The following is a 17178-nucleotide window of genomic DNA, read 5'->3' as shown; positions in this document are numbered from 1 at the left end:
CACCGGCTGGCCGGTGCTCCTCCGTCTTCCCGGCCCGCTCCGCCACTCACTCACCCTCTGAGAGGAACCGTTTCATGCTTGCAATCCGCCGTGGCCGCGCCGCACTGATCGCGGCCCTGGCCACCGCCATGCTGCCCCTGACCGCCGTCACCGCCCAGGCGAACACCGCCGTACCGGCCGCGGCACCGGCCGCGGCGCTTGCCTACGCCGGGTCCTGCCCCGCCGCGGGACGCGTCAGCCAGGGCTTCCACGGTGGCCACGAGGGCGTGGACATCGCCAACGTCAAGGGCACCCCGATCTACGCCGTGGGCCCCGGCACCGTGATCCACTCGGGCGCTGCGAGCGGCTACGGGCAGTCCATCCGCATCCGGCACGACGACGGCACGGTCACCGAGTACGGGCACATGTACAGCCGTCTCGTCGGTGCCAACGTGCGCGTCTCCGGCGGGCAGAAGATCGCCCTCATGGGCTCCGAGGGCCAGTCCACCGGCCCGCACCTGCACTTCGAGGTGCAGCCCAACACCTCGACACGGACGGGTATCGACCCCATCCGCTACCTCGCCGACCGCGGCGTCAGCCTGCCGTGCACCCCGGGCGGCGGCGGGGGCCAGACGAACTTCACCACCTGGGGTACGGGTGTGCGGGTGCGTGCGGAGGCCCGGCTGAACGCGAGCGTCGTCCGCACGCTGGCTGGTCCGACGGCGGTGCGGGTGACGTGTCAGAAGCGGGGTGATCTGGTGCGGGCCGAGGGTTACGAGAACGACGCCTGGTCCTACCTGCCGGACTTCGGCGGTTACATCTCGAACATCTACATCGACCACTCGGCCGCCTGGCTCCCGGGCGTCCGCACCTGCTGACCGCCCAGCCCACGGCGCGGCGGGGCTGCGGAACCCCTCGGTTCCCCAGCCCCGCCGCCACCCCGGCCGGGGGAAACGGGGGAAAAGCCGGACGGGCCGCGCGGCCCGCCCCTACGCTGGGACGCGTGGCAGGCACATCCGGCCGGGTGCTCGTCGTGGATGACTGCGCGGCGATCCGGCAGCTGATCAGGGTCAATCTCGAACTGGAAGGCTTCGAGGTGGTGACCGCGGCCGACGGTGCCGAGTGCCTCGAAGTCGTGCACCACGTGCGCCCTGACGTCGTCACGCTGGACGTGACCATGCCCCGCCTGGACGGCCTGCGCACGGCCGAGCGGCTGCGCACGGACCCGCGCACCCGGCACATCCCGGTCGCCATCGTCAGCGGCTGCGCCCAGCTCGGAGCCGGGCGGGGCGTGGACGCCTTCCTCGCCAAGCCCTTCGAGCCCGCCGAACTGGTCCGTCTGATGCGTCGCCTGCGCCACGGCGGCACCCCCGGCGCTCCCGTCGCCCCGGCCTCCGTCGCCTCCGCTTCCGGCGCACCGCCCGCCACCCCGTCGCCCTCCGTGCCCGGCACCGCCGAATCCGTGGTCAGGCGTCCCTGAGAGTGGGACGGATTCGCCCGTGCGGCGTCCGGCTCCTTACGCTTGGCCCGTGACCCCAGCCCAGCTCTCGCGCACCGTGCGGCTCGCCCTGCGCGACGCCGTGGCCGCCGGGCAGCTGCCCGAGCCGGCCGGGCTGCCCGACCGCGTGACCCTGCGCCGGCCGCCGCGCGGTGACGCCGACTACGCGTCGAACCTGGCGCTCCGGCTGGCCCCGCTGATGGACCGCCCGGCGCCGCGGATCGCCGCCGTCCTGCGGGACCGCCTCAGCGCCGATCCCGGCATCGACCGGGTGGAGGTGGCGGGAGCCGGTTTCCTCAACATCACCGTGGGAGCCGGGGCCCGCACCGCCGTCGTGCGCGAACTGCTCGCCCGCCCCCGTCCCGCCGCGCCTGCGGAGGACCCTGCGGCCGACGCCGCCCGGTGGTCCGCCGTCACGGGCACGCCGGTGACGTACGAACGGCGCGTGAGCAGTCCGCTGTTCCAGGTGCAGTACGCGCACGCCCGGGCGCGGTCCCTGGTGCGGAACGCCGCCGACCTCGGCCTGCGTCCCGAGCCCGGACCGGGCACGGCACCGGCCGAGGAGACCCTGACGGCCCTCCTCGCGGAGACCGCCCGCCGCGCCGACGCACTCGGCCAGGCCGCGCGCCCGCACCAGGCCGCACGTCCGAGCCGCGCCGTGACCCCGGCGGCCCTCGCCCGGCTGCTCCAGCAGACGGCGGCGGCCTTCTTCGACGTCCACGACGCCCACCCGCCGCTGCCCCGCGGAGACGAGAAACCCACGGCCGCCCACCGCGCCCGGCTGGCCCTCGCCGAGGCCACCGGGGTGGTGCTGGCCGGCGGCCTGTCCCAGCTCGGCATCAGCGCACCGGACCACCTCTGAGGGGATCAGAGACAGACATGAGCCGTTCCGCCCACCCCGCAGGCCCCCGCCACGCCGACGTCCTGCCCGAGGGCCACCACGCCCCCCCGCCCGCCGACCTGAACACCATCGACGCCCGCGTCTGGTCGCGGACGGCCGCCCGCGACGAGCAGGGTGTGCTGACCGTCGGCGGGCTGCGCGTCACGGATCTCGCCGAGGAGTTCGGCACCCCCGCCTACCTCCTGGACGAGGCCGACTTCCGTGCCCGGTGCCGCGCCTGGAACCAGGCGTTCGGCCCGGACGCCGACGTCTTCTACGCCGGCAAGGCGTTCCTGTGCCGCGCCGTGGTGCGCTGGCTGCACGAGGAGGGCCTGGGGCTGGACGTGTGCTCCGAAGGCGAGCTGGCGACCGCCCTGGCGGCGGGGATGCCCGCCGAGCGGATCGCCCTGCACGGCAACAACAAGTCCACGCGCGAACTGCGCCGGGCGATCGAGGCCGGGGTCGGCCGCATCGTGCTGGACTCCTTCCAGGAGATCGCCCGCGTCGCCCACCTCGCCCAGCAGCTCGGCCGCCGCCAGCGGGTGCAGATCCGCGTGACGGTCGGCGTGGAGGCGCACACCCACGAGTTCATCGCGACCGCCCACGAGGACCAGAAGTTCGGCATCCCCCTGGCCGGGGGCCAGGCCGCCGAAGCCGTCCGCCGCGCCCTGAAGCTCGACGGGCTCGAACTGACCGGCATCCACTCCCACATCGGGTCGCAGATCTTCGACACCTCCGGATTCGAGGTCGCCGCCCACCGGGTCGTCGGCCTGCTCAGGGACGTCCGCGACGAGCACGGCGTGGAGCTGCCCGAGATCGATCTCGGCGGCGGCCTCGGCATCGCCTACACCGCCGACGACGACCCCAGGGAGCCGCAGGACATCGCCAAGTCGCTGCACGAGATCGTCACCCGCGAGTGCGAGCTGGCCGGGCTGGCCGTGCCGCGGCTGTCGGTCGAGCCGGGCCGGGCCATCGCCGGTCCGACGACCTGCACGCTCTACGAGGTCGGCACGGTCAAGCCGCTGCCGCGGCTGCGCACCTACGTCAGTGTCGACGGCGGCATGTCCGACAACATCCGCACCGCGCTGTACGACGCCGAGTACTCCGTCTCCCTCGTCTCGCGCAGCTCCACGGCCGAGCCGATGCTCAGCCGGGTGGTGGGCAAGCACTGCGAGAGCGGCGACATCGTCGTCCGGGACGCCTTCCTGCCCGCCGACGCGGCGCCCGGGGACCTCCTCGCGGTTCCGGCCACCGGCGCCTACTGCCGTTCGATGGCCAGCAACTACAACCACGCGCTGCGCCCGCCGGTCGTGGCGGTCGCGGACGGAGTGGCCCGGGTCATCGTCCGCCGGGAGACGGAGGAGGACCTGCTGCGGCTGGACGTCGGCTGACCCGGCCCGCACCGCGCGGGGAGGCCGTGCACGGCCGTTCACAGGCCGGGAGCGATATTTCACATACTGGACTCCGTAGGGGTTCGGTGGACCGGTGCGTGAGACTTGAGGCACCGAAACCGACAGGGATTCAAGGAATCCGCGGAATCCGAGACCCGGGAGACGAGGTCAGATGATGCGTACGCGTCCGCTGAGGGTGGCGCTGCTGGGCTGTGGAGTGGTCGGCTCCGAGGTGGCGCGCCTGATGACGACGCACGCGGACGACCTCGCCGCGCGGATCGGCGCCCCGGTGGAGCTGGCGGGGATCGCGGTGCGCCGGCCGGGGCGGGTCCGCGAGGGCGTCCCGGAGCACCTGATCACCACGGACGCGGAAGCTCTGGTGAAACAGCCGGACGTGGACGTCGTCGTGGAGGTCATCGGCGGCATCGAACCGGCCCGCGGCCTCATCATGACGGCCCTGGAGCACGGGGCGAGCGTCGTCTCGGCCAACAAGGCGCTGCTGGCCGAGGACGGACCGGCCCTGCACGAGGCCGCCGACAAGCACGGCGCCGACCTGTACTACGAGGCCGCTGTCGCCGGGGCGATCCCGCTGGTCAGGCCGTTGCGTGAGTCGCTGGCCGGGGACAAGGTCAACCGGGTGCTCGGCATCGTCAACGGGACCACCAACTTCATCCTGGACCGCATGGACACCAGCGGCGCCGGGTACGCCGAGGCGCTGGACGAGGCGACGGCGCTCGGGTACGCGGAGGCCGACCCGACCGCCGACATCGAGGGCTTCGACGCCGCCGCGAAGGCGGCCATCCTCGCCGGGATCGCCTTCCACACCCGCGTCGGGCTGGACGACGTGCACCGCGAGGGCATCACGGACGTCAGCGCGTCCGACATCGCCTCCGCACGCCGCATGGGCTGCACGGTGAAGCTGCTGGCCATCTGCGAGCGGGCCGCCGACGGACGTTCGGTCACCGCGCGGGTGCACCCGGCGATGATCCCGCTCAGCCACCCGCTGGCCTCGGTCCGCGAGGCGTACAACGCCGTCTTCGTCGAGGCGGAGGCCGCCGGGCGGCTGATGTTCTACGGGCCGGGGGCCGGGGGCTCCCCGACGGCCTCGGCCGTCCTCGGCGACCTCGTGGCCGTCTGCCGCAACAAGACCGGTGGCGGACGCGGCCCCGGCGAGTCGGCGTACGCGCAGCTTCCGGTGAGCCCGATGGGCGACGTCGTCACCCGCTACCACATCAGCCTGGACGTGGCCGACAAGTCCGGTGTCCTGGCCCAGTGCGCGCTGGTCTTCGCCGAGCACGGCGTCTCCATCGACACCGTCCGGCAGCAGGGCAAGGAGGGCGTGGCCGGGGACGCGTCGCTGGTCGTCGTCACCCACCAGGCGACCGACGCCGCGCTGAGCGCGACCGTCGAGGCGCTGCGCAGCCTTGACACCGTCCACGGTGTCGCGAGCATCATGCGGGTCGAAGGGGAATGAGGAAGATGTCCGCAACCGACAACGCCGCCGGGGCCGTCCGCCCGGCCACCCACCAGTGGCGCGGCATCATCGAGGAGTACCGCGACCGCCTGCCGGTCAGCGGCTCCACTCCGGTGGTCAGCCTGCGCGAGGGCGGCACGCCGCTGGTCCCCGCGCAGGTGCTCTCCGAGCGCACCGGCTGCGAGGTGTACCTCAAGGTCGAGGGCGCCAACCCCACCGGCTCCTTCAAGGACCGCGGGATGACGATGGCGATCTCCCGGGCCAAGGAGGAGGGGGCCAAGGCCGTCATCTGCGCGTCCACCGGCAACACCTCCGCCTCGGCGGCCGCCTACGCGGTGCGGGCCAGGATGGTGTGCGCCGTCCTGGTGCCGCAGGGCAAGATCGCGCTCGGCAAGATGGGCCAGGCGCTCGTGCACGGCGCGAAGATCCTCCAGGTGGACGGCAACTTCGACGACTGTCTCGACCTCGCGCGCGGCCTGTCCGACAACTACCCGGTGTCGCTGGTGAACTCGGTGAACCCGGTGCGCATCGAAGGGCAGAAGACGGCCGCCTTCGAGATCGTCGACATGCTGGGCGACGCGCCGGACCTGCACGTCCTGCCGGTCGGCAACGCGGGGAACATCACCGCCTACTGGCGGGGATACCGGGAGTACGCGGCCGACGGCCCCGCGTCCCGCTCCCCGCGCATGTGGGGCTTCCAGGCGTCGGGTTCCGCGCCGATCGTGCGCGGTGAGCCGGTGAAGGACCCGCACACCATCGCCACCGCGATCCGCATCGGCAACCCGGCGTCCTGGGAGAGCGCCGAGCAGGCCAGGGACGAGTCCGGGGGCCTCATCGACGAGGTGACCGACCGCCAGATCCTCGCCGCCTACCGGCTGTTGTCCGCGCAGGAGGGCGTCTTCGTGGAGCCCGCTTCGGCGGCGTCCGTGGCCGGGCTGCTGAAGGCCGCCGAGCAGGGCAAGGTGGACCGGGGGCAGCGCATCGTCTGCACGGTCACCGGCAACGGCCTCAAGGACCCCGACTGGGCCGTGGCCGGGGCCCCGCAGCCGGTCACCGTCCCGGTCGACGCCGCCGCGGCGGCCGCCCGCCTCGGCCTGGCCTGAGACGGACGCCCCGCGCGGGCGGGCGCCCGGAGCGAAGGAGCACAGGGCGGTGTGCGACACGCATCGTGCGCCTCCTGTGCGCCCTATGTCGCCACAGAACCTTCCTTCGATAGGCTAGGAGCAGCCTCCGCCCAGCGCGCACGCATGTGCCGCGGGCCTGTACCGCGTTCCCTGCGGGAGCCGCCCACAGCGGCGTCCGCGCGGGCCGGGTTCCGGTATCCCGCGCTCGCCGGTATCCGGGGCACTGCTCACCCACCAACCAAGGAGAGTCATCGAGCGATGGCCGGTCCAGCGTTCCGCGCCGCCGCCGTCCGGGTGCGGGTGCCCGCCACCAGCGCCAACCTCGGGCCCGGCTTCGACGCCCTCGGCCTGTCCCTGGGGCTGTACGACGACGTGGTGGTCCGCGTCGCCGACTCCGGGCTGCACATCGACATCGCGGGCGAGGGGGCGCAGACGGTCCCCCGTGACGAGCGCCACCTCCTCGTCCGGTCGCTGCGCACCGCGTTCGACCTGCTCGGGGGGCAGCCGCGCGGCCTGGAGATCGTGTGCGCCAACCGCATCCCGCACGGCCGCGGCCTCGGCTCGTCCTCGGCGGCGATCTGCGCCGGAATCGTCGCCGCCCGCGCGGTGACCACCGGCGGCCCCGAGAGGCTCGACGACACCGCGCTGCTCGAACTGGCCACCGAGATCGAGGGCCACCCCGACAACGTCGCCGCCTGCCTGCTCGGCGGCTTCACCCTGGCCTGGACGGAGGGCGGCGCCGCGCGCGCCATCCGGATGGACCCGGCACCCGCCGTCGTCCCCGTCGTGTTCGTGCCCGGCAAGCCGATCCTGACGGAGACGGCCCGCGGGCTGCTCCCGCGCACCGTGCCGCACGTGGACGCCGCCGCCAACGCGGGCCGCGCCGCGCTGCTGGTGGAAGCGCTGACCCGGCGCCCCGAACTGCTGCTGTCCGCCACGGAGGACCGCCTCCACCAGGAGTACCGCGCACCGGCGATGGCCGGCAGCGTGGACCTGGTCAACCGGCTGCGCGCCGAGGGCGTGCCGGCCGTCATCTCCGGGGCCGGTCCCACGGTGCTCGCCCTCGCCCAGGACGGCCCGGACGGCACCGTGGAGGCGGCCGAGAAGATCGCCAGGGCCACCGGCGCGGGGTGGACGGCGAACCGGCTGCCACTGGATCTGTCGGGGGCCGCGGTCCTGCCGCTCACCGACACGGCCGGAGCCGCGGGAGGCGCGGACGGGGCCGTCGGCACCCCCGCCACCAGCGGCGCGTCCGCCGACGTCACCGGCGCGGCCCCCGGCACCGGCCGGGAGCAGTGAACACGATTGCCGGTCTGGGAGAGGGGGAATGTTTGAAAGACCCGGTAGTGTTAACCTCAAGTCTGCACCCGCAGCCGACGTGGTGCGATGCACAGCGCCCCCTTCCGGGGCCACCCCCTCTTCCGGGAGCCTCCCACACTGTCCGAGCACTTTGCCGAGCAGTGCCGAGCCTGCCCCGGAACCGGCGCGAACGACGCAGGTCACCCTGCCGCGCCAGTCGATGAACTGATTCCTCCGCCGTACGCACAGGCGGGACCACCGCCCCGGCACGGTCCGCGAACCCAGGGCCGCAGCCGGACAGCACAACCGGTCGCCGAGCCAGACAGGCCGACGTCCGCTCCAGGGAAGGACCCTTCGTGAGCGACACCACCGATCTGATGGGCGTGAACGCCGACGCGCCTGCCACGGACGCCTCTGCCGCGCCTGCCTCCGGTGCTCCCTCGGGCACTGCCGGGCGGCGGCGCCGTTCCGGCACCGGCCTTGAGGGCATGGTCCTGGCGGAGCTACAGCAGGTCGCGTCCGGCCTCGGCATCAGGGGCACGGCGCGTATGCGCAAGAGCCAGCTGATCGAGGTCATCCGGGAGAAGCAGGCCGAAGGCGGCTCGGGCTCCCCGAGCGCCGCCGCGGGCGACGGCGAGGCCGCGAAGTCCGCCGACAAGCCCAAGCGCCGCTCCACCTCCCGCGCCCGCACGGGCGAGGCCGCAGCCGGCGGCGAGACGGCCGGCGAGGGCCAGCCGTCCCAGGCGTCCCAGACGTCCCAGCAGCAGATCGACATCCCCGGGCAGCCCGTGAGCGACGAGCCGGGCGCGGGGCGCCGCGGCAAGGGCGAGGCACCGGCCGCCGACACGCAGACCGCCGACGCCAGGAACGGCGCCGAGCGCGGCCAGGCCAAGGCCGAGGCCGCGGCGGACACCGCCGAGGGCAGGAACAAGCAGCAGGACGCCAAGGCCGACGGCGCCGGGCAGTCCCAGCAGGACGGCAAGAACAGCGACGCCAAGCAGGGTCAGCAGGACCGGCCGTCCAAGCGCGACCGCCAGCGCGACCGCCGCAAGGGCGGCGACGGCGGCGGCAAGAGCGACGGCAACCAGGGCCAGCAGCAGGGCGGTCAGGGCGGTCAGGGTTCGGGACGGCAGAACCGCGACGCCCGGGACAACCGCGACGACGACGACTTCGACGGCGGCCGCCGGGGCCGCCGCGGCCGGTACCGCGACCGCCGGGGCCGCCGCAACAACCGCGAGGAGCAGTTCGAGCCGCAGATCGCCGAGGACGACGTCCTGATCCCGGTCGCCGGCATCCTCGACATCCTCGACAACTACGCGTTCGTGCGCACCTCCGGCTACCTGCCGGGCCCCAACGACGTGTACGTCTCCCTGGCGCAGGTCCGCAAGAACGGGCTGCGCAAGGGCGACCACGTCACCGGGGCCGTCCGCCAGCCCCGCGAGGGCGAGCGCCGCGAGAAGTTCAACGCCCTCGTGCGGCTGGACTCGGTGAACGGCATGGCGCCCGAATCGGGCCGCGGCCGCGCCGACTTCAGCAAGCTCACCCCGCTGTACCCGCAGGAGCGGCTGCGGCTGGAGCACGACCCGGGCTCCCTGACCACCCGGATCATCGACCTCGTCTCGCCCATCGGCAAGGGGCAGCGCGGTCTGATCGTCGCCCCGCCGAAGACCGGCAAGACGATGATCATGCAGGCGGTGGCCAACGCCATCACCCGCAACAACCCCGAGTGCCACCTGATGGTCGTCCTCGTCGACGAGCGTCCCGAAGAGGTCACCGACATGCAGCGGTCGGTCAAGGGCGAGGTCATCTCCTCCACCTTCGACCGCCCCGCCGAGGACCACACCACGGTCGCCGAACTGGCCATCGAGCGCGCCAAGCGCCTCGTGGAGCTGGGCCACGACGTCGTCGTGCTGCTGGACTCCATCACCCGCCTGGGCCGCGCCTACAACCTGGCAGCCCCGGCGTCCGGCCGCATCCTGTCCGGTGGTGTGGATTCCACGGCGCTCTACCCGCCGAAGAAGTTCTTCGGCGCCGCCCGCAACATCGAGGACGGCGGCTCGCTGACCATCCTGGCCACCGCGCTGGTCGAGACCGGCTCGCGGATGGACGAGGTGATCTTCGAGGAGTTCAAGGGCACCGGCAACATGGAGCTGAAGCTCGACCGGAAGCTCTCGGACAAGCGGATCTTCCCGGCGGTGGACGTGGACGCGTCCGGCACCCGCAAGGAGGAGATCCTGATGGGCAGCGACGAGCTGGCCATCGTCTGGAAGCTGCGCCGGGTGCTGCACGCCCTCGACCAGCAGCAGGCGATCGAGCTGCTGCTGGACAAGATGAAGCAGACCAAGTCGAACGCCGAGTTCCTCATGCAGATCCAGAAGACGACACCGGCCCCCGGCAACGGCGACTGACCGGCTCCCGCACCCCGCCTCCCGTCCGGTGCCGCGGAGCGCACGGCCGACGCGGCCCGCGCCCCGCGGCACCGGACGGGCGCGTCCAAGGGCGGGCCCGCGCGCCGTCCGCGCCCTGGAACAAGGGGCGGGGCCGGCGCGTTTTGAAGGTACGGCCCACCTGATGGCAGACTGGACCGTCGGCCCCGGTTCACGCCGAACGCATCCCGCGCGGCGACCCGGCGCCCTCCCGATCACTAGGAGACACCGTGAAGCGCGACATCCACCCGGAGTACGTCGAGACCCAGGTCAGCTGCACCTGTGGCGCGTCGTTCACCACCCGTAGCACCGTCAACGACGGCACCATCCGTGCCGACGTCTGCTCCGAGTGCCACCCCTTCTACACCGGCAAGCAGAAGATCCTCGACACCGGTGGCCGCGTGGCCCGCTTCGAGGCCCGCTTCGGCAAGAAGGCCGGGACCAAGTAGCGACCCTCAGCGCCGGTCCCCGTACCCGCCGCCCAGGCGGTGCGGGACCGGCGCTTTGTCGTCGCCACGCGCGGTGCCGCACCGGGGCCCCAGCGCGGTCCACCCCTTCGTCTTCCAGTGAGGAACCCCGATGTTCGAGGCGGTCGAGGAACTCATCGGCGAACACGCCGACCTCGAAAGGCGGCTCGCCGACCCGGCCATCCACGCCGACCAGGCCGGCGCGCGCAGGCTGAACAAGCGCTACGCCGAGCTGACCCCCATCGTCGGCGCCTACCGGGCCTGGAAGAGCACCGGCGAGGACATCGAGACGGCCCGCGAGCTGTCCGCCGACGATCCGGACTTCGCCGGTGAGGTCAAGGAGCTGGAGGCCCGCCGCGAGGAGCTGACCGACCGGCTGCGCCTGCTCCTCGTGCCGCGCGACCCCAGCGACGACAAGGACGTCATCCTGGAGATCAAGGCCGGTGAGGGCGGCGACGAGTCCGCCCTGTTCGCCGGCGACCTGCTGCGCATGTACCTGCGCTACGCCGAGCGGCAGGGCTGGAAGACGGAGCTGATCGAGGCCACCGAGTCCGACCTCGGCGGCTACAAGGACGTGCAGGTGGCCGTCAAGGCCAAGACGAACGCCGAGCCGGGCCAGGGCGTGTGGGCGCGCCTGAAGTACGAGGGCGGGGTGCACCGCGTGCAGCGGGTGCCCGCCACCGAGTCGCAGGGCCGCATCCACACCTCCGCCGCCGGCGTCCTGGTGCTGCCCGAGGCCGAGGACGTGGACGTGGAGGTCGGCCCGAACGACCTGCGCATCGACGTCTACCGCTCCTCGGGGCCCGGCGGGCAGTCCGTGAACACCACCGACTCGGCCGTGCGCATCACCCACCTGCCCACCGGCATCGTCGTCTCCTGCCAGAACGAGAAGAGCCAGCTCCAGAACAAGGAGCAGGCGCTGCGCATCCTGCGCGCCCGGCTGCTGGCCGCGGCGCAGGAGGAGGCCGAGCGGGAGGCGTCCGACGCGCGCCGCAGCCAGGTCCGCACGGTGGACCGCTCCGAGCGGGTGCGCACCTACAACTACCCGGAGAACCGGATCTCCGACCACCGCGTCGGATTCAAGGCGTACAACCTGGACCAGGTACTCGACGGCGAGCTGGACGCCGTCGTCCAGGCGTGCGTCGACGCCGACTCCGCGGCCAAGCTGGCCGCGGCGAGCTGACGCACACAGGGCACGGGTGAGGAACAGCGATGCAGCAGTCCCCCGGGGGGCGGACCCCCTATCCGCGCAGCGTCCTGCTGGCGGAGGTCGCCCAGGCCACCCAGCGGCTGGCCGACGCGGGCGTGCCCTCGCCGCGCTTCGACGCCGAGGAGCTGGCCGGGTACGTCCACGGCGTCAGGCGCGGTGAGCTGCACCTGGTCGCCGACGCCGACTTCGACGCCCGCTACTGGGAGGCCGTCGCCCGCCGCGAGGCCCGCGAACCGCTCCAGCACATCACCGGGCGGGCCTTCTTCCGCTACCTGGAGCTCCAGGTGGGCCGCGGGGTGTTCGTGCCCCGCCCGGAGACGGAGTCCGTCGTCGGCTGGGCGATAGACGCGGTGCGCGCGATGGACGTCGCCGAGCCGCTGATCGTCGACCTGTGCACCGGCTCGGGTGCCATCGCGCTGGCCCTCGCACAGGAGGTGCCCCGCTCGCGGGTGCACGCAGTCGAGCTGGACGAGGGCGCCCTGCACTGGGCACGCCGGAACGTCGAGGGGTCGCGGGTGCGGCTGCACCACGCGGACGCCCGCACGGCCCTGCCCGAGCTGGACGGCCAGGTGGATCTGGTGATCTCCAACCCGCCCTACATCCCGCTCACCGAGTGGGAGCACGTCGCGCCCGAGGCCCGCGACCACGACCCGGAGCTGGCCCTGTTCTCCGGCGAGGACGGCCTGGAGCTGATCCGCGGCCTGGAGCGCGCCGCGCACCGGCTGCTGCGCCCCGGCGGGCTGGTCGTCGTGGAGCACGCCGACACCCAGGGCGGCCAGGTGCCGTGGATCTTCACCGAGGACCGGGGCTGGGCCGACGCCGCCGACCACCCCGACCTCAACAACCGACCCCGATTCGCCACAGCCCGCAGGGAGGTGCCGTAAATGGCACGGCGCTACGACTGCTCCGACGCGACCGACCGCCGTAACGGGCTGCGCGAGGCGGCCTCCGCCGTCCGACGCGGCGAACTGGTCGTCCTGCCCACCGACACGGTCTACGGTGTGGGCGCGGACGCCTTCAGCCCGGAGGCCGTCGCCGATCTGCTGGAGGCCAAGGGCCGCGGGCGGAACATGCCGTCCCCGGTGCTGGTCGGCTCCCCGAACACCCTGCACGGGCTCGTCACCGACTTCTCCGAGGCGGCCTGGGAGCTGGTGGACGCCTTCTGGCCGGGTGCCCTGACGCTGGTGGCCCGCCACCAGCCGTCCCTGACGTGGAACCTCGGTGACACGCAGGGCACCGTGGCCGTCCGGATGCCGCTGCACCCGGTGGCCATCGAGCTGCTCACCGAGATGGGCCCCATGGCCGTCTCCTCGGCGAACCTCACCGGCCACCCGGCGCCGCAGGACTGTGACAGCGCGCAGCGGATGCTGGGGGACTCCGTCGCCGTCTACCTCGACGGCGGCCCCACGCAGGACAACGTGCCCTCCTCGATCGTGGACGTCACCGGACGGGTGCCCGTCCTGCTGCGTGCCGGGGCCATCAGCGCCGAGGAGCTGCGCAAGGTGGTACCCGATCTAGAGGAGGCCAGTTGACCTCGCCCGAAGGGCGTGGCATACCGGTCTTCCCCCCGGCCGACCCGCCCTTCCGCATCCTCCACGTCTCCACCGGCAACGTCTGCCGCTCGCCCATCACCGAGCGGCTCACCCGGCACGCTCTGGCGGCGCGGCTCGACGGCGGGCGGGTGGACGGGCTGGTCGTCGAGAGCGCGGGCACCTGGGGCCACGAGGGCGCCCCGATGGAGGAGCACGCGGCCACCGTGCTGGCCGACTACGGAGCCGACCCGGGCGGTTTCACCGGGCGGGAGCTGCTGGACGAGCACGTCATCCGCGCCGATCTGGTGCTCACCGCCACCCGTGACCACCGTGCGCAGGTGATCTCCATGGGCCATTCGGCGGGGCTGCGCACGTTCACGCTCAAGGAGTTCACCCGCCTGGTGCGGGCCATCGACGCGGCCAGCCTGCCCGACGCCGGCTCTCCCGGCGGGGTCGCGGAGCGGGCCCGCGCCCTGGTGCGGGCCGCGGCGGCCCTGCGCGGCTGGCTCCAGGCGCCCAGCGCCGAGGCGGACGAGGTGTACGACCCGTACGGGGCGCCCATCACGTACTTCCGCAGCGTGGGGGAGGAGATCAGCCTCGCGCTCGACCCGGTGGTCACCGCACTGACCGGGGTGCCCGCCCCCGCGTAGGGGTGCGGAACCAGCCACCACCCTCACCGTGTCCTAGTCTGTGGGGCCAAGACGCCTGTGGGCCACGACGCCCGAGAACTCCTGGGGAGCCCGTGCGGGAATATCTGCTGACGTTGTGCGTCACGGCCGCGGTCACCTACCTGCTGACCGGGCCGGTGCGGAAGTTCGCCATCGCGGCGGGCGCCATGCCGCAGATCCGGGCCCGCGACGTGCACCGCGAGCCGACGCCGCGGCTCGGCGGCATCGCCATGTTCGGCGGGCTGTGCGCGGGCCTGCTGGTGGCCTCCCAGCTCCTCAACATCGGCGAGGTGTTCACGGCCTCCGACGAGCCGCGCGCGCTGCTGGCCGGGGCCGCGATCATCTGGCTGCTGGGCGTGCTGGACGACAAGTGGGGCGTGGACGCCCTCGTCAAGCTCGGCGGGCAGATGATCGCCGCCGGCGTCATGGTGTGGCAGGGCCTCACGATCCTGTGGCTGCCGATCCCCGGGGTGGGCAACGTCGCGGTGACGGCGTTGCAGGGCACGCTGCTCACCGTGGCGCTGGTCGTGGTCACCATCAACGCCGTGAACTTCGTGGACGGGCTCGACGGGCTGGCCGCCGGTGTCGTCTGCATCGCGGCCATCGCGTTCTTCATGTACGCCTACCGCATCTGGTACGGCCACGGCATCCAGGAGGCGTCCCCGGCGACCCTCTTCGCGGCCATCCTCATCGGCATGTGCCTGGGTTTCCTGCCGCACAACATGCACCCCGCCCGGATCTTCATGGGCGACTCGGGGTCGATGCTCATCGGCCTGGTGCTGGCGGCCAGCGCCGTCTCCGTCACGGGCCAGGTGGACCCGGACAACATCACGGCCCACGAGGGCTCCATCCGGCAGGGCGTGCAGGCCATGGTGCCGGTCTACATGCCGCTGCTGCTGCCGCTGACGATCCTCGCGGTGCCGATGGCCGACCTCGCCCTGTCCATCCTGCGGCGCACGTGGAAGGGCCAGTCGCCGTTCGCCGCGGACCGCGGCCACCTGCACCACCGGCTGCTGGAGATCGGCCACTCGCACAGCCGCGCGGTGCTCATCATGTACTTCTGGTCGGCCCTGATCGCCTTCGGTGCCGTGGCCTTCTCGGTGCAGTCCAGCAGCCTGCTGATCGTCCTGGCCATCGTGCTGCTGAGCGCGGCCGGGCTCGTCGTCCTGCTCCTGCCGCGCTTCACCCCGCGGGTGCCCCGCTGGGCGCAGCGGGTGGTCCCGCCCCGCTACCGCCGCGTGGCGACGCAGCCGCAGGCGGAGCCGGAGCCCGGGGCGGCCGCGGGGCGGGCGGAGCAGGACGCCTCCGCAGGGGCCCGTGCGCCGGAGACGGTCGGCGCCGCCGCACGGGCGCGCGCCGCCGGGCTGCACGGGGCCACGGCGGTCAGCGAACACGACCGCGGCGCGCACCGCCGCACGATCGATTCGCGGCCCTGAGCCGTGCGTCAGCAGGGTGGAGCACATGGCCACTCCCCGGTGTGACGGCATGCACACGAACTTGGTAAAGACCTCATCAAATAGTTTGTGATACCGTTCACGAGAACCGGCGAGGAGGTCGGTGGCCTGCGTCGATAGGGCCCCGTCCGTGCGTGAGCGCCGCTCGGTTACGCTCGCCCCCGACGGTCACGTCACCGCTTTTTCCGTCCCCTTGCTGGAGCAGCACTGATGCAGTCGAACGACGCCCGGATTCTCCGCGGCGCCGCGATCCCCTCGGCGTGCGCCGGCCTGATCGGTGTCATCGTCGGTGCGGCCGTCGCCGGTGCCGAGGGTGCGCTGGGCGCGGGCCTGGGCACCGTGGTGGTGCTGGCGTTCTTCGGCGCGGGCCTCCTCGCGCTGAGCCGCATCGGCCGGCGCTGGCCGGAACTCCTCCTGGGCGCCGGATTCCTCGTCTACACGACACAGATCCTGGTGATGCTCCTCCTGCTCGCGCTGCTGCGCGACGCCACGTTCATGGACGGGCGTGTGTTCGGGTTCACCGTGCTCGGCGCCCTCCTGGTGTGGCTGGCCGCGCAGGCGTGGACGAGCACCCGTGTCAAGACCCTCTACGTCGAGCCCGCCGAGCCGCAGAAGGCCGGGCGGACGGAGCCCCGCGCATGAGTGGCCAGGTGGGCGCCGAAGGTAGGGGCGGCATAAGCGCCTCCCCGGCGGACTGCTATGGTCCGACGCCGAGAGGGTGGCGAGCAGTGAAGCGTGCGCTGTGCGGGACAGCGCTGCGTGCTCCCCGTCCCGTCTCGGGGCCGCCGAGCCCCCGCGCCGGCCGGTTCCCCTCCCGCGATACCCAGTCCAGTGCCGCTCCGTGGCCTGCGCCACGCCGACACATCGAGGTAGCCGTACCTATGCGTCCGACCGAAGGAGCTCGCGGTGAGTAGTGACCAGTTGCTCGCCTTCGAGACCGACTGCCACCTGTTCAAGGACTGTGGCTTCGAAGCCCCCAGTGTGTGGTCGTTCATCTTCGATCCGCTCTTCGTGGTCGGCGGCGTCGAGTTCAACAAGCCGATGCTGCTGGCGCTGCTCGGTACGTTCCTGATCCTGGCCTTCTTCTGGGCCGCGTTCTCCAAGCCGAAGGTCGTTCCCGGCAAGCTCCAGATGGTCGCCGAGGCCGGCTACGACTTCGTGCGCCGCGGCATCGTCCGCGAGGTGATCGGGAAGAAGGGCGAGCCCTTCGTCCCCTTCCTGGTCTCGCTGTTCTTCTTCGTGTGGATGCTGAACCTCTGGGCGCTCATCCCGCTCGCCCAGTTCCCGGTCAGCTCGGTCATCGCCTACCCGGCCGGTCTCGCCATCGTCGTGTGGGCCACCTACATGACGGTGACGTTCAAGACGAACGGGTTCGTGGGCGGCATCCGCAACCTGTGCGTCCCCGGCGGGCTGCCGAAGCCCATCTACGTCATCCTGACGCCGATCGAGTTCGTCTCGAACATCTTCGTGCGGCCGTTCACCCTCGCCGTGCGACTCTTCGCCAACATGTTCGCCGGGCACGTGCTGATCCTGATCTTCACGATCGCCACCTGGTACATGCTGGGCACCGTCCTCGGCACCGTCTACGCGTCCGCGTCCTTCGTGCTGACGATCGTGCTGACCGTCTTCGAGCTGTTCATCCAGGCTCTCCAGGCGTACGTCTTCACGGTGCTGACGGCCACCTACCTCTCCCAGGCGCTCGAAGAGGCTCACTGAGCCTGCCCGGCGCACCCAGCGAAACCCCCTGAGACGTCCGGTGGACCAACCACCCACCGG

At 72.7% G+C, this 17178-nt stretch carries 16 protein-coding genes; all 16 read left to right on the top strand.

The window, feature by feature from the left end; genetic code table 11:
- Positions 1 to 74 precede the first annotated feature (74 nt).
- The 16 genes from V1J52_RS04855 (at position 75) to atpB (ending at position 17118) form a co-directional block, all read left to right on the top strand.
- Positions 75 to 857, top strand: a complete 783-nt coding sequence (locus V1J52_RS04855; RefSeq protein WP_330138331.1) for a M23 family metallopeptidase — start codon at positions 75 to 77, stop codon at positions 855 to 857.
- A 125-nt stretch (positions 858 to 982) separates the two neighbouring features.
- A complete protein-coding gene (locus V1J52_RS04850) occupies positions 983 to 1459 on the top strand; it encodes a response regulator (RefSeq protein ID WP_330138330.1) in 477 nt (158 codons plus the stop codon).
- Between the two features lie 49 nt (positions 1460 to 1508).
- Positions 1509 to 2339, top strand: coding sequence for a DALR anticodon-binding domain-containing protein (locus tag V1J52_RS04845; protein ID WP_330138329.1), 831 nt, complete (start codon positions 1509 to 1511; stop codon positions 2337 to 2339).
- 17 nt (positions 2340 to 2356) lie between these two features.
- On the top strand, positions 2357 to 3748 hold the full coding sequence (gene lysA / locus V1J52_RS04840) for a diaminopimelate decarboxylase (protein ID WP_330138328.1): 1392 nt from the start codon (positions 2357 to 2359) through the stop codon (positions 3746 to 3748).
- A 172-nt stretch (positions 3749 to 3920) separates the two neighbouring features.
- The gene (locus tag V1J52_RS04835) at positions 3921 to 5222 is read left to right on the top strand and encodes a homoserine dehydrogenase (protein ID WP_330138327.1); all 1302 of its coding nucleotides are present in this window, start codon (positions 3921 to 3923) and stop codon (positions 5220 to 5222) included.
- A 5-nt stretch (positions 5223 to 5227) separates the two neighbouring features.
- Positions 5228 to 6325 (top strand): threonine synthase, encoded by a 1098-nt coding sequence (gene thrC, locus V1J52_RS04830; protein ID WP_330138326.1) that lies wholly within the window; start codon positions 5228 to 5230, stop codon positions 6323 to 6325.
- A gap of 279 nt (positions 6326 to 6604) precedes the next feature.
- Positions 6605 to 7645: a homoserine kinase gene (gene thrB, locus V1J52_RS04825; RefSeq protein WP_330138325.1), complete on the top strand. Its 1041-nt coding sequence runs from the start codon at positions 6605 to 6607 to the stop codon at positions 7643 to 7645.
- Between the two features lie 356 nt (positions 7646 to 8001).
- Positions 8002 to 10053, top strand: a complete 2052-nt coding sequence (gene rho / locus V1J52_RS04820; protein ID WP_330138324.1) for a transcription termination factor Rho — start codon at positions 8002 to 8004, stop codon at positions 10051 to 10053.
- 248 nt (positions 10054 to 10301) lie between these two features.
- Complete coding sequence (gene rpmE / locus V1J52_RS04815) at positions 10302 to 10520, top strand: 50S ribosomal protein L31 (protein ID WP_330138323.1); 219 nt, start codon at positions 10302 to 10304, stop codon at positions 10518 to 10520.
- Between the two features lie 130 nt (positions 10521 to 10650).
- Entirely contained in the window at positions 10651 to 11721 is a 1071-nt protein-coding gene (gene prfA / locus V1J52_RS04810; RefSeq protein WP_330138322.1) for a peptide chain release factor 1, read from the top strand.
- Between the two features lie 29 nt (positions 11722 to 11750).
- Positions 11751 to 12632, top strand: coding sequence for a peptide chain release factor N(5)-glutamine methyltransferase (gene prmC / locus V1J52_RS04805; protein WP_330138321.1), 882 nt, complete (start codon positions 11751 to 11753; stop codon positions 12630 to 12632).
- Positions 12633 to 13280 (top strand): L-threonylcarbamoyladenylate synthase, encoded by a 648-nt coding sequence (locus tag V1J52_RS04800; RefSeq protein WP_330138320.1) that lies wholly within the window; start codon positions 12633 to 12635, stop codon positions 13278 to 13280.
- Positions 13277 to 13930 carry an arsenate reductase/protein-tyrosine-phosphatase family protein gene (locus V1J52_RS04795; protein WP_330138319.1) on the top strand — a complete coding sequence of 218 codons (654 nt, stop codon included), beginning with the start codon at positions 13277 to 13279 and terminating at the stop codon, positions 13928 to 13930. Before V1J52_RS04800 ends, V1J52_RS04795 begins: the two co-directional genes overlap by 4 nt.
- A 92-nt stretch (positions 13931 to 14022) precedes the next feature.
- Positions 14023 to 15384: an MraY family glycosyltransferase gene (locus V1J52_RS04790; RefSeq protein ID WP_330138318.1), complete on the top strand. Its 1362-nt coding sequence runs from the start codon at positions 14023 to 14025 to the stop codon at positions 15382 to 15384.
- Between the two features lie 228 nt (positions 15385 to 15612).
- The gene (locus tag V1J52_RS04785) at positions 15613 to 16044 is read left to right on the top strand and encodes a Cg1360 family ATP-synthase-associated protein (RefSeq protein ID WP_330138317.1); all 432 of its coding nucleotides are present in this window, start codon (positions 15613 to 15615) and stop codon (positions 16042 to 16044) included.
- Positions 16045 to 16308: 264 nt separating this feature from the next.
- A complete protein-coding gene (gene atpB / locus V1J52_RS04780; RefSeq protein WP_330138316.1) occupies positions 16309 to 17118 on the top strand; it encodes a F0F1 ATP synthase subunit A in 810 nt (269 codons plus the stop codon).
- Positions 17119 to 17178: the final 60 nt, after the last annotated feature.

Source organism: Streptomyces solitudinis, from assembly GCF_036323765.1.
Taxonomy (GTDB): domain Bacteria; phylum Actinomycetota; class Actinomycetes; order Streptomycetales; family Streptomycetaceae; genus Streptomyces.
Note: the sequence above shows the minus strand (reverse complement) of the source record. Positions and strands in the feature narration are given on the sequence as shown.

What these genes read in the sequence shown, in the direction of transcription:
- V1J52_RS04855 (WP_330138331.1), top strand. Translation starts at nt 75, where the DNA reads ATGCTTGCAATCCGCCGTGGCCGCGCCGCACTGATCGCGGCCCTGGCC.
- lysA (WP_330138328.1), top strand. Translation starts at nt 2,357, where the DNA reads ATGAGCCGTTCCGCCCACCCCGCAGGCCCCCGCCACGCCGACGTCCTG.
- V1J52_RS04835 (WP_330138327.1), top strand. Translation starts at nt 3,921, where the DNA reads ATGATGCGTACGCGTCCGCTGAGGGTGGCGCTGCTGGGCTGTGGAGTG.
- thrC (WP_330138326.1), top strand. Translation starts at nt 5,228, where the DNA reads ATGTCCGCAACCGACAACGCCGCCGGGGCCGTCCGCCCGGCCACCCAC.
- thrB (WP_330138325.1), top strand. Translation starts at nt 6,605, where the DNA reads ATGGCCGGTCCAGCGTTCCGCGCCGCCGCCGTCCGGGTGCGGGTGCCC.
- prfA (WP_330138322.1), top strand. Translation starts at nt 10,651, where the DNA reads ATGTTCGAGGCGGTCGAGGAACTCATCGGCGAACACGCCGACCTCGAA.
- prmC (WP_330138321.1), top strand. Translation starts at nt 11,751, where the DNA reads ATGCAGCAGTCCCCCGGGGGGCGGACCCCCTATCCGCGCAGCGTCCTG.
- V1J52_RS04800 (WP_330138320.1), top strand. Translation starts at nt 12,633, where the DNA reads ATGGCACGGCGCTACGACTGCTCCGACGCGACCGACCGCCGTAACGGG.
- V1J52_RS04785 (WP_330138317.1), top strand. Translation starts at nt 15,613, where the DNA reads ATGCAGTCGAACGACGCCCGGATTCTCCGCGGCGCCGCGATCCCCTCG.